Raw genomic sequence first — 11,184 nt, 5'->3', positions numbered from 1 at the left:
GTGCCGAGGTCGTCGTTGCCGCGGTCGCAGCGCGCGAAAACTTGCGTGCAGCTGCGTTCGCTTCCAAACACGGCATCGCCCGGGTGCACGACAATTACGAGGCGCTGGTCGCCGACCCGGACCTCGATGCTATCTACAATCCGCTGCCGAACAGTTTGCACGGCAGGTGGACTCGAGCGGCACTGGCCGCCGGCAAGCACGTGTTGTGTGAGAAGCCGTTCGCCGCCAACGCTGCCGAAGCCCGGGAGGTCGCCGACCTCGCCGCGACGTCGGACCGAGTGGTGATGGAGGCCTTCCACTACCGTTACCATCCACTTGCTTTGCGAATCGAGCAGATCATTGCAGGGGGCGAACTGGGGAAGCTCGAGCGGGTGGAGGCAACTTTGTGCTACCCCCTGCCGAGGTTCTCCGACATCCGGTATCGCTACTCGCTCGCCGGCGGTGCGACTATGGATGCCGGGTGCTATGCGGTGAACATGGCGCGTGCGTTCGGTGGTGCGAGACCGGAAGTCGTTTCGGCACGGGCGAAGCTGCACGATCCGCAGATCGACCGGGCTATGACGGCCGAGTTGCGATTTCCCGGCGGGCACACCGGCCGGATCTCCTGCTCGATGTGGTCCTCGAATCTGCTGCGAATGAGCGCTCGGGTGGTAGGCGACCGTGGCGAGCTGCGTGTGCTCAATCCGGTGATGCCACAGCTCTTCCACCGGCTCGTGGTCCGATCAGCCAACGGCAATCGCGTGGAACGATTCTCGCGCCGCTCGTCCTATGCGTATCAGCTCGACGCTTTCGCTGCGGCGGTGCTGCGTGGCGAACCGGTGAAGACGACGCCGCAAGACGCGGTTGAAAACATGACTGTCATCGATGCGGTCTATCACACTGCGGGCCTTCCACTCCGCGAGCGCAGTTGAACGGTGGACCAAGAACACTTCCAGTGTTGTTTGCGTGTCCCAGAAAGCTGGGAAGTTCACTCAGCGGTCTTCGTCATGTCAACACGCCACGCCATCACCAAGGCGCTGGGTCATACGCCTAGGTCTCGATGATGCGAGTGACGTACGGTGTCATACCAGCGGTGCGCACTGGTGAAATCTTCACGGGCACACCGGTTTGCTGCGCTTCAAGCATCTGGCCTCCACCGAGGTAGAGGGCTTCGTGCTGACCCCCGCCGGCACCCCAGAACAACAGGTCGCCGCGCTTAGCCTCCGATGGCGGCACTTTGCGGCCCGCGTCGTATTGGGCCCCGGAGAACCGGGGCAGCAAAATGCCGACGCCGGCGAAGGCGTACCGAGTCAATCCTGAGCAGTCGAAGCCGACCGTATTGGCGCCGGAGTCGATTCCGAGACTTGGACCCGTGAGGCTCCCGCCGCCCCAGGAATAGGGCACCCCCATCTGTGATCCGGCTCGGCGGATTACGTACTCGATAGCCTGCTTGCCGCTGACGCGGTTGCCGCTGAAAACAGACGGCGGATCGCTTGTCGGGCTTCCGATGCCGAGACTGCCGAGGAATTTACGCCCTAGGTCCATCGTAGTTTGCGCAGCCTTGGCGGTCGCCTGCAGCGAGGCATTTGCGATCGCCAAGGGGTCACCCGGAGCTCCCGCGCTGAGCACCTGGGGCAGCAACGGGTCCCACGGGCCATTCGTCGGCTCGGCTCGGGCGGGCGAAAGCGGGGTTGCCAGCAGCGTCGCAACGACGGCGAATCCCAGAACGGCTGACCGCCTACTCCAGAGCCGACGAGTCGCACGGCGGGGCCGGCTCGGACGCGGTGGCGGGCATTCGTCGCGATTGTTGGTGCGCGATGGAACCGGCATCAGCTTTAGCTCTCTTTCGGACGCGGCGGTGGATTGCCATGCCACGCTGGGCGGGTCGGGTCTGATACCAACCTGGCGCAGGATATCTACGTAGTTACTAAGTACGTATTAACCCCGTGTCGAAAATTAACGTACATCACTTTGGCACCATTGGAAACAGCCGTCACAAACTACAGTCTTGTAATTCCGTGGGCTGTTTCTGTTTTGGAACTGGGGGCCGCGGACTCGTCAGATCGCGGAAGACGGGAGCCTCGGCGTAGTGAACGGGTGTGTCACGACCACTCAGCGGGCCACTCAGGCCTTTCGTGCTGCGCCGACGAACACCATACCCCCAAGATGGTGCTCGCACTCACCAGTGCCGTGCAGGCCGTGGCGCGCCAATTCTGTTGCGAATTCCGCTGCCTCGAAACGATTTTCACGAGGATGCAACGTGAAGGTCCGGAACGCCCAGGTGTCGAGAATCTGGCGGGGTACCTCCTCAAACAGCAGCAGCCCGCCGGGGCGGAGCACGCGGGCGATCTCTGCCACCGCCTGCTGCCAGTTCGGGACGTGGTGGATGATCCCAAAGTTCACCACCGTGTCGGTGCTCCCTGTCGGCTGCGCGATCTCGCATACATCGCCGACTGACAGATCCACCGGCCGCCCGTGTAACCGCCTGCGTGCCAGTTCGACCATCGATTCGTCGAGGTCGAATGCTGTGACGTCCGCGGCGCCGAGCCGGTCCAGGATCACTTCAGCCCCGACTCCGCGTCCGCACCCGACCTCTAAAACCTGCTGGCCGGACAAGTCGCCGCCGGCCAACCGGCGGAACCAGCTCGCCTCACGGTGGTGCTGATGGGCGGCGCGGACAGGGTTGTTCATCGCGGCGCGTTCGAACGCGTTGAGCTTCATTGGACCTCCTTCTGCTGGCCATGGCCCCATCCTGGATACCCTACGGGGGTATACCGCACAACGCAATGGCCAATTGACATGTGCGCGGACGGCGTTGAGGGCCGCTCCGATGAAGCATGGCTGTGGCCCTCGACGGAAAGCTGCCGCTTACCGAAGTAACCTGTCAGACAGTTACTCTCACGGGTGGGCGGCCATCGAATGGCAGTGATTCGCCGGCAACCAGAGGGATCACGCATGTGTCCGTCGGCCATGATGCGCCGTCAGCGCGAGTCCAATCGCGGCCGTTAGGTCTTGGCAACTGTGAGCAGTATCGCTGCGTCGGTGACGGCGTCGAGGCGATGCCGCACCGGTGGGAGCGCAAGCAGGTCACCGGTGATGGCGTCCCACTGCGTGTCCTGGGTAGATACGCGCACTCGACCGTGCAGGACGTACACGGTGGCTTCTCCAGGGTTCTCGTGATCGCCCAATGCCTGCCCTTGGAGCAACGCGATAACGGTCTGGCGCAGCACGTGTTCGTGACCGCCATAAACGGTCTCTGCGCTGCGACCGCTCGGCTGCGCGGAGGCGTGGGCTAGAAGATGCCGCACAGTCGCGTCGAGCGAGTGTTTCCTCAAGGTGGGTGTGTACCGCTTTCTCATGTTCGGTGCGAGCAATCCGCAAATTAGGATGGCAGATTACGTCGGTCGGCGGTAGGGCTGCAGTAACGGCCCAGGTGCCACCGCCGCCGCCCGTTCGGCTATCGGCGGATGCCAACGGCTGCGGTGGCTCAACGCCGTTGTCGCGGCGGTATTACGACTCGGCATCAAGTTCGTGGGTCGATGCCCGGCCTGGATCGCGATGCTAAAGTCGCGGTCACTATGCACGCTTCGAGCCCGTCGCCGCGCCGCGGACTGTGGGTGATAGTTGGCCTAGTCGCTCTGCTATGCCTCGCAGCGCCGGCGTCCAGCACGGCATCGTCGCAGCACCCCCCGCAGTTGCACAGCCACGAAACAGCCTCGGCCCTCTACGGGCACGTCATCTCCGATGCCGACCATGCCCACATCGATTCTGGCATCCAGCAGTGCCTACCCGATTCGCTCGCCGATTTTTTCGTCCCACGGCTGCGCGGGATGTTGTTGGCACTGAGTCTGTTAGTCGGGTTAGTGGTGCTATGGCAGCTGTCGGCTCAGGACGAGCCGGCCGCTGGCCGCGCCCCGCCCCGCTCGGTTGTCGCGGCCCTGTCCGGGCCGGACATCTTGACGTTGTTCTGCGTCGCGCGACGCTGATCGGATAGCCGCAGACCGGCTCCACCCCGTCCTTGTGGTGATGGCTGGTCGGTGCCCGCTGTCCATGACCAGCGGCCGCGCGCGTGCCGTCGCGGCCATCACGCGGAAGCGACATATTCCATGACATCTGTTCTGCCAGTTCACCCGTTCCCAGCCCACGCCGCCGCTCCACGCGGCCTGCGGCGCAATGACCGGCCCTCCTCCATGGTCGGCAACACGCCAGTCTTGCGCATTGCCGCGCCCTTTACCGCCGGTGAAGGTGGCTTCTGGGCCAAGCTGGAGGGCTTCAACCCCGGCGGCATGAAAGACCGCCCGGCTCTGCACATGGTGGAACGCGCCCTTGCTCGCGGAGCGCTGCGCCCGGGTGCCCCCATCATCGAGTCCAGCAGCGGCACATTGGGTTTGGGCTTAGCGCTAGCCGGTATGGCCTATCGGCACCCGGTAACGGTGGTCACCGACCCCGGTCTTGAGCCCATCCTCATGCGGATGCTCACCGCCTATGGGGCGCGGGTCGATCAGGTCACCGAGCCGCATCCCGACGGCGGTTGGCAGCAGGCCCGCCGGGACCGGGTCGGTCAGCTGCTGGCCGAGGATCCCACAGCCTGGCATCCCGATCAGTACAGCAATCCTGACTGCGTCGCCGCCTACCGCGGGCTGGCCTTGGAGTTGCGGGCACAAGTCGGCGATGTGGACGTACTGGTGTGTTCAGTGGGCACCGGCGGGCATTCGGCCGGAGTGGCACGAGTGCTACGCGAGTTCAACCCGGCCATGAAACTGATCGGTGTGGATGCCATCGGGTCACGGATATTCGGACAACCCGTCCAGCCGCGGCTGATGCGGGGGCTCGGCTCGAGCATCTACCCTGCCAACGTGGACTACACGTCCTTCGATGAGGTCCATTGGGTAGCTCCGGCAGAGGCGGTCTGGGCGTGCCGGGCCCTGGCGGCCACCCACTACGCCACCGGCGGGTGGAGTGTGGGGGCGGTCGCTCTGGTCGCAGGCTGGGCAGCCCAGACCCATGCGCGGGGGGCGACCGTCGCGGCGATCTTCCCCGACGGACCGCAGCGCTACTTCGACACGATTTACAACGACGACTACTGCCACGAGCACGGTCTGCTCGCTGGTGAGCAACCGATCGAGCCGGGCGCAATCGACGATCCCGGATGTGTCGCTGTCCAGTCCTGGACCCGGTGCGCCACGGTGGCGGCCCCGGACAGGCGGGTGTGATGAGCGACATCACGGGGGAGTTCCGCAGCTTCAGCTGGCCAAGCCGGCTGCTGATGATCAACCAGTTCGGCATCAACCTCGGCTTCTACATGCTGATGCCTTACCTGGCGGGCTATCTGGCCGGGCCACTGGGCCTGGCGGCGTGGGCGGTCGGCCTCGTTCTAGGGGTACGCAACTTCTCTCAGCAGGGCATGTTCATCGTGGGCGGCACCCTGGCCGACCGGCTCGGCTACAAGCCGCTGATCGTGGCCGGCTGCCTATTGCGCACCGCTGGCTTCGCGCTGCTCGTAGTCGCGCAATCGCTGCCCATGGTGTTGATCGCCTCGGCTGCAACGGGATTCGCCGGGGCGCTGTTCAACCCGGCGGTGCGCGCGTACCTCGCCGACGAGGCCGGAGAGCGTCGCGTGGAAGTGTTCGCGGTGTTTAACGTCTTCTATCAGGCGGGCATCCTGGCCGGTCCGCTGGTGGGGTTGGCGTTCATGGCAGTCGACTTCCGCCTCACTGCGGCTGGGGCCGCCGCGGTGTTCGCGCTGTTGACGATCGCGCAATTGTTCGCTTTACCACGTCGCGCCCCTGCGGCCGGTGAGACCGCCGGCTCGGTCATTCAGGACTGGCGCACCGTGGTCTCCAACCGCTCGTTCCTGTTGTTCGCCCTGGCAATGATCGGGTGCTACGTGCTGTCATTTCAGGTGTACCTGGCGCTGCCGCTGCACGCCGCCGTCCTGTCACCAGGCCACGCGTCGGTAGTGGTGGCCGCGATCTTCGTGGTTTCTGGTGTTGTCGCGGTCGCCGCACAGATGAGGATCACCCGATGGTTCGCCGCTCGCTGGGGGTCTGGCCGCGCACTGGCGATCGGCATGATGGTGATCGCACTGTCGTTCGTGCCATTGCTTGTCGTGCCCGACGCCTGGTTCGGCGGGGTGGTCGCACTGGCGGCCTTGCTCGTGACCACCGCCGTGCTGGCGGTCGGCTCAGCGGCGGTCTTCCCATTCGAGATGGACACCGTGGTGGCATTAGCCGAGGGCCGACTGGTGGGCACCCATTACGGCTTCTATAACACCATCGTCGGCATGGGCATCTTGGCCGGAAACCTCGCCACGGGGTACGTGCTGCAGATTGCCCGGGGTCACGGCGCCACCAAACTGACATGGGCCGCGCTGGTCGCAATCGGATTGCTGTCAGCCGCGGCGCTGCATGCCCTGGCCCGCAATGGTCACCTGCAGCCGGTCGCGGATCGTCCGGCCGTCAGTACGGGGCAGTGATGTCACGAGGCGGGGGCCTGGTAGGTCTCCAGCTGGCGGCGCCGCCAGTGCATGATCACGTCAGCGATAGCGTCAGGGTCGTCAAGCACCGTCAGTAGCGTGACATCCTCGGGCGACACCATCCCGCCGCTGAGAAGCTGGGCGCGGATCCACCCGACCAAGCCGCTCCAGTGCTGCGATCCGGCCAGCACGACCGGAAAGTGCCGGATCTTCCCGGTCTGGATCAACGTCAACGCCTCGAACAGTTCATCGAGAGTTCCGAACCCACCGGGGAAGACCACGAATGCCGACGCGTAGCGGATGAACATCAGTTTGCGGACGAAGAAGTACCGGAACCGAAGCGACCGATCAACGAAAGGATTGACGATCTGCTCATGGGGCAACTCGATATTGAGACCGATCGAGCGCACCGCAGAGTCGCGGGCGCCCCGGTTGGCCGCCTCCATGATCCCGGGTCCGCCACCGGTGATGATGTCAAACCCGTACGCCCCCAATCGGGTTGCCACTGCGCGCGCCAGGATGTAGTGCGGATGATTCGGCGGGGTGCGCGCCGATCCGAATATCGACACGGCCTGGGCGACGTCGGCCATCGCGGTGAAGCCGTAGGCGACCTCGTTGCCGATGCGGGCCACCCGCTCGGGATCGTGTGCGGCGAAATCGGGATAGCCCGGGGCAAGGCAGCACAGCAATTCCTCATCGAGGGTCGCTGGAATGTGCGGCGTGGGGGGCTGCAGAGAGACCATGGCGTCAGGGTATTGGTCCGGACCGGTTCGCAGTTTGGCGCAGACTCGGCACTAAAAGTCTTTGTCGAATCTTTACAGAACCCATACCTGCGCCATAACTCCGTTGGCAACGATGACGATTGACCCCAGGCTGGAGGGAAATCACGTGGGTGCGAATGATCAGGTAAGCCCATTCCACCGCGGGCCGGTAGCGGGAGGGATTCGATGACCACGGCCACGGTCGTGCTTGACGTGCACGGGCTGCATTGGGCCACCTCGGCAGCTGTGGTGGAGTCCACGCTGCTGCGACGGCCGGGGGTGAGTTCGGTGCAGGCCAACGCGGTCAATCAGACCGCCACCGTGGTCTTCGATCCGGCCGTAACGTCGGTTGCCGAATTGTCAAAGTGGCTTCGGGACTGCGGTTTCCACTGTGCGGGCCGGTCGGTGCCCGATCACATCTGCGATCCGATGTCGGAACCCCCGCCTGGGCCCGCGGAGCCCATATCCGCCGGTGAACACCACGACCATCCCGCAGTGGTGCAACGCTCTCCGCACGAGATGATGGGCCACGGTGGTCACGCCGGCATGTCGATGGACGACATGGTCCGCGACATGCGCAACAGGTTCTTGGTCGCGTTGGTGCTGTCGATCCCGATCATGCTGTGGTCGCCGATGGGCCGCGACATGCTCGGCTTCACCGTGCCCGCGCCGTTCGGTTTGCGCGACGACGTGTTCACCTTCCTGCTGAGCTTGCCGGTGGTGTTCTACTCGGCGTGGATCTTCTTCGACGGGGCGTGGCGGGCGCTGCGGGCCCGCACCTTGGACATGATGGTCCTGGTCGCGGTGGCGGTCGGCGCGGGCTGGCTCTACAGCGTGGGGGTGACCTTCACCGGCGGCGGCGAGGTGTTCTACGAAGCGGCCGCGGTGCTGACAACCTTTGTGCTGCTGGGACATTGGTTCGAGATGCGGGCACGCGGTGGGGCCAACGAGGCGATCCGCACCCTGCTGGAATTGGCTCCGCCGATGGCGGTGGTGATTCGGGATGGGCAGCAGGTGGAGGTTCCCACTGCCGAGGTGGTTGCCGGGGATCTGTTGTTGATCCGGCCTGGGGCGAAGGTCCCGGTGGACGGAACGGTGGAGGAGGGGAACTCCGAAGTCGACGAGTCGATGGTGACGGGGGAGAGCCTTCCGGTGTCCAAGGCGCCGGGTGACAGTGTGATCGGGGCGTCGATCAACACCACCGGAACACTGCGGGTGCGGGCCACCAAGGTGGGCTCGGACACCGTGCTGGCCCAGATCGTTTCGATGGTGCAGGAGGCCCAGAACTCGAAGGCTCCCGGCCAGCGGCTGGCTGACCGGGCCGCGTTCTGGCTCGTGCTGGTGGCGTTGGTCGGCGGAACCGTGACCTTTCTGGTGTGGTGGGCCGTGGGCGCCGGTGTGCAGTCGGCGTTGTTGTTCGCGATCACGGTCGTGGTGATCACCTGCCCGGACGCCCTGGGCTTGGCGACTCCGACGGCGATCATGGTGGGCACCGGATTGGGTGCAAAGCGCGGGGTGCTGTTCAAGAACGCCACCGCGCTGGAGACCTCGGCGCGCATCGACACGGTCGTGATGGACAAGACCGGCACGCTGACCAAGGGTGAGCCTGAAGTGACTGATTTCGTCGTCGAAGGAATCAGCGAGGAGGAACTGCTGGCTATGGTCGCCGCGGTGGAGACCGAGTCGGAGCACCCGTTGGCGGCGGCGATCGTGCGCTATGCCGCCGACCGGGGCATCACCGCGGCGCCGCTGAGCGGGTTCCGCAACGTGCCCGGGCACGGAGCCACTGCGACGGTGGGCGGCCGGCGGGTGGCTGTCGGCAACCGCAAGCTGATGGTCGAGCAGGAGGTGGACGTTCCGGCCGCGTTGATGGCGCAGCGCGACGAGTTGGCCGCCACCGGGCGTACTGCGGTCTTGATCGCCGTGGACGGCCGCGCGGTCGGGGTGATCGCCCTGGCCGACGCCGTACGCGAAACATCCGCCCAGGCGGTGACTGCGCTGCACGACTTGGGGGTGCAGGTCGTCATGCTCAGCGGCGACAACCAGGCCACCGCACAGCGCATCGCCGGCCAGTTGGGTATCGACACCGTCATCGCCGAGGTGCTGCCCGGCGACAAGGCCGCCAAGATCGCCGACCTGCAGACCCAGGGCCGCAAAGCCGCCATGGTCGGCGACGGGGTCAACGACGCCCCCGCCCTGGCCCAAGCCGACCTCGGGGTGGCCATCGGGGCTGGCACCGACGTTGCGATCGAGACCGCCGACCTTGTCCTGATGCGCTCCGATCCCCTCGATGTCCCGATCGCGTTGCGCATCGGCCGGGGAACTCTGCGCAAGATGCGCCAGAACCTCGGCTGGGCGGTGGGCTACAACGTCATCGCGCTGCCGATTGCCGCCGGCGTCTTCCAGCCCGCCTTCGGACTGGTGCTGCGCCCGGAGATCGCCGCGCTGTCAATGTCGGGCTCAAGCCTGATCGTCGCGGTCAACGCGCTGATGCTCAAACGGCTCAAGCTGCCTTCGCCACCGGCTCCAACGACAGAGGAGGCGTCGCCAGCCGTCTAGGACGGTTTGCCGGACGTGGCGCCTACCGCGTCGATCGCTGCACGCAGCTTCCCGGCGACCTCGTCGGCCACCTCCTGCAGCCCCGCTTCGCCGGTCACCTGCACCAACATCTGCGGATCCATCGCCTCAACCAGCACCCGGGTGGCGTCGGCAGGATCAGCACGCACCACGACATTGCACGGCAACAACAGCCCGATCTGGCGGTCGATGTCCACTGCCCGGTGGGCCAATGGAGGGTTGCACGCCCCGAGGATCAGGTAGTCCTCCATGTCGGCGTCGAGCTTCTTCTTCAGCGTGGCCTTCATGTCGATCTCGGTAAGAACCCCGAAACCTTGATCAGCCAGGGCTTCGCGGGTGCGGGCCACCGCGTCGGCGAAGGAGGTCTGCAGTGACGTCGAGATAGCAAAGGACATGAGGACTAGCTTCCCCGAAGCTCCCGCCGACTTCCTGGACTATGAGCCGCAAGGACCGTTCTTTATCGAATCTTCACAGAACGACTAGGGCAGCCCTATCCAACGCCGCAACGCTGGAAGACGAAGACCGACAGTTGATCCACGAAAGGAACGTTGTGAACAAGACAAGGACTGTGGTGACCGGGGTGGCTGCGCTGGCCGCAGTGGTCGCCCTCGGGGCGTGTAGCAAGTCGGCGACCAAGGAGGCGACGTCGTCCACGGCTTCGTCGTCGGTTCAGACGTCGTCGACGGCGCCGGCGGTCGCGCATAACCAGGCCGACATGCAGTTCGCGCGCATGATGATCCCGCATCATCAGCAGGCGGTTCAGATGAGCGACATGATTCTGGCCAAGCAGGGCATCGACCCGCGGGTGGTGGACTTGGCCAAGCAGATCAAGGCGGCCCAGGGCCCGGAGATCGAGAAGATGCAGGGCTGGCTGACTCAGTGGGGCATGCCCGGGATGCCGGGAATGACCGGGATGCCCGGGATGGGCGAGACGCCGGGGAACGCGCCGTCGGATCACGGTGGCATGCAAGGCTCCGACACCGCTACCGCATCACCGACGACCACGACCATGCCGAGCGGTTCGATGATGCCGAGTGGGTCGATGATGCCCAGCGGTTCGATGATGCCGAGTGGGTCGATGATGCCCAGCGGTTCAATGATGCCGAGCGGGTCGATGATGCCCGGCATGCCCGGCATGGATGACATGCCCGGTATGGACGGGATGATGTCGCCGGCCGATATGGATGCACTGAAGAACGCCCAGGGGGTCGAGGCCAGTAAGTTGTTCTTGACCCAGATGATCAAGCACCATCAGGGCGCAATCACCATGGCGCAGAACGAGATCAAGGATGGCCAGTTCCCTGACGCTGTTGCGCTGGCCAAGTCGATCGCCAGCAGCCAGCAGAAGGAGATCGACACCATGAACCAGATCCTGAGCTCTTTGTAGAGAGG

General features: G+C 65.1%; 11 protein-coding genes. 6 read left to right on the top strand and 5 right to left on the bottom strand.

From position 1 onward, the window contains the following. Positions 1–911 (top strand): Gfo/Idh/MocA family protein (locus B133_RS23135; RefSeq protein WP_018604116.1); only part of this gene is annotated, 911 nt, incomplete at its 5' end. Positions 912–1,029: 118 nt separating this feature from the next. On the opposite strand, the gene ripB is transcribed toward B133_RS23135, so the two are convergent. From ripB to B133_RS0121515, 3 genes are all read right to left on the bottom strand, one after another. Then, on the bottom strand, positions 1,030–1,809 hold the full coding sequence (gene ripB / locus B133_RS0121525) for an NlpC/P60 family peptidoglycan endopeptidase RipB (RefSeq protein WP_081618306.1): 780 nt from the start codon (positions 1,807–1,809) through the stop codon (positions 1,030–1,032). Positions 1,810–2,103: 294 nt separating this feature from the next. After that, positions 2,104–2,700, bottom strand: coding sequence for a bifunctional 2-polyprenyl-6-hydroxyphenol methylase/3-demethylubiquinol 3-O-methyltransferase UbiG (locus B133_RS0121520; protein ID WP_018604112.1), 597 nt, complete (start codon positions 2,698–2,700; stop codon positions 2,104–2,106). Between the two features lie 284 nt (positions 2,701–2,984). Next, on the bottom strand, positions 2,985–3,314 hold the full coding sequence (locus B133_RS0121515) for a cupin domain-containing protein (RefSeq protein ID WP_026256735.1): 330 nt from the start codon (positions 3,312–3,314) through the stop codon (positions 2,985–2,987). A 243-nt stretch (positions 3,315–3,557) separates the two neighbouring features. On the opposite strand from B133_RS0121515, the gene B133_RS23420 reads away from it, so the two are divergent. The 3 genes from B133_RS23420 to B133_RS0121500 all read left to right on the top strand — a co-directional run bounded on the left by B133_RS23420 (position 3,558) and on the right by B133_RS0121500 (position 6,454). After that, positions 3,558–3,965: a hypothetical protein gene (locus tag B133_RS23420; RefSeq protein ID WP_232423385.1), complete on the top strand. Its 408-nt coding sequence runs from the start codon at positions 3,558–3,560 to the stop codon at positions 3,963–3,965. 120 nt (positions 3,966–4,085) lie between these two features. Further along, a complete protein-coding gene (locus B133_RS0121505; protein WP_026256734.1) occupies positions 4,086–5,192 on the top strand; it encodes a PLP-dependent cysteine synthase family protein in 1,107 nt (368 codons plus the stop codon). After that, positions 5,192–6,454 carry an MFS transporter gene (locus tag B133_RS0121500; protein ID WP_036419810.1) on the top strand — a complete coding sequence of 421 codons (1,263 nt, stop codon included), beginning with the start codon at positions 5,192–5,194 and terminating at the stop codon, positions 6,452–6,454. Before B133_RS0121505 ends, B133_RS0121500 begins: the two co-directional genes overlap by 1 nt. 2 nt (positions 6,455–6,456) lie before the next feature. Here B133_RS0121500 and B133_RS0121495 read toward each other — a convergent pair whose 3' ends face one another. Continuing rightward, a complete protein-coding gene (locus B133_RS0121495; RefSeq protein ID WP_018604104.1) occupies positions 6,457–7,197 on the bottom strand; it encodes a TIGR00730 family Rossman fold protein in 741 nt (246 codons plus the stop codon). Positions 7,198–7,401: 204 nt separating this feature from the next. Here B133_RS0121495 and B133_RS0121490 point away from each other — a divergent pair, with 204 nt between their 5' ends. Next, on the top strand, positions 7,402–9,774 hold the full coding sequence (locus B133_RS0121490) for a cation-translocating P-type ATPase (RefSeq protein WP_018604103.1): 2,373 nt from the start codon (positions 7,402–7,404) through the stop codon (positions 9,772–9,774). Here B133_RS0121490 and B133_RS0121485 read toward each other — a convergent pair. Beyond that, on the bottom strand, positions 9,771–10,187 hold the full coding sequence (locus B133_RS0121485) for a DUF302 domain-containing protein (RefSeq protein WP_018604102.1): 417 nt from the start codon (positions 10,185–10,187) through the stop codon (positions 9,771–9,773). The genes B133_RS0121490 and B133_RS0121485 overlap by 4 nt on opposite strands. A 173-nt stretch (positions 10,188–10,360) precedes the next feature. Here B133_RS0121485 and B133_RS0121480 point away from each other — a divergent pair, with 173 nt between their 5' ends. Continuing rightward, a complete protein-coding gene (locus B133_RS0121480; RefSeq protein WP_018604101.1) occupies positions 10,361–11,179 on the top strand; it encodes a DUF305 domain-containing protein in 819 nt (272 codons plus the stop codon). The last annotated feature ends 5 nt before the right edge of the window (positions 11,180–11,184 follow it).

The sequence above is a fragment of the Mycobacterium sp. 155 genome, from assembly GCF_000373905.1.
Taxonomy (GTDB): Bacteria; Actinomycetota; Actinomycetes; order Mycobacteriales; family Mycobacteriaceae; genus Mycobacterium.
Note: the sequence above shows the minus strand (reverse complement) of the source record. Positions and strands in the feature narration are given on the sequence as shown.

Coding starts and splice junctions, on each gene's coding strand:
- B133_RS0121500 (WP_036419810.1), top strand. CDS start 5,192: ATGAGCGACATCACGGGGGAGTTCCGCAGCTTCAGCTGGCCAAGCCGG.
- B133_RS0121505 (WP_026256734.1), top strand. CDS start 4,086: ATGACATCTGTTCTGCCAGTTCACCCGTTCCCAGCCCACGCCGCCGCT.
- ripB (WP_081618306.1), bottom strand. CDS start 1,809: ATGCCGGTTCCATCGCGCACCAACAATCGCGACGAATGCCCGCCACCG.
- B133_RS0121490 (WP_018604103.1), top strand. CDS start 7,402: ATGACCACGGCCACGGTCGTGCTTGACGTGCACGGGCTGCATTGGGCC.
- B133_RS0121520 (WP_018604112.1), bottom strand. CDS start 2,700: ATGAAGCTCAACGCGTTCGAACGCGCCGCGATGAACAACCCTGTCCGC.
- B133_RS0121485 (WP_018604102.1), bottom strand. CDS start 10,187: ATGTCCTTTGCTATCTCGACGTCACTGCAGACCTCCTTCGCCGACGCG.
- B133_RS23420 (WP_232423385.1), top strand. CDS start 3,558: ATGCACGCTTCGAGCCCGTCGCCGCGCCGCGGACTGTGGGTGATAGTT.
- B133_RS0121495 (WP_018604104.1), bottom strand. CDS start 7,197: ATGGTCTCTCTGCAGCCCCCCACGCCGCACATTCCAGCGACCCTCGAT.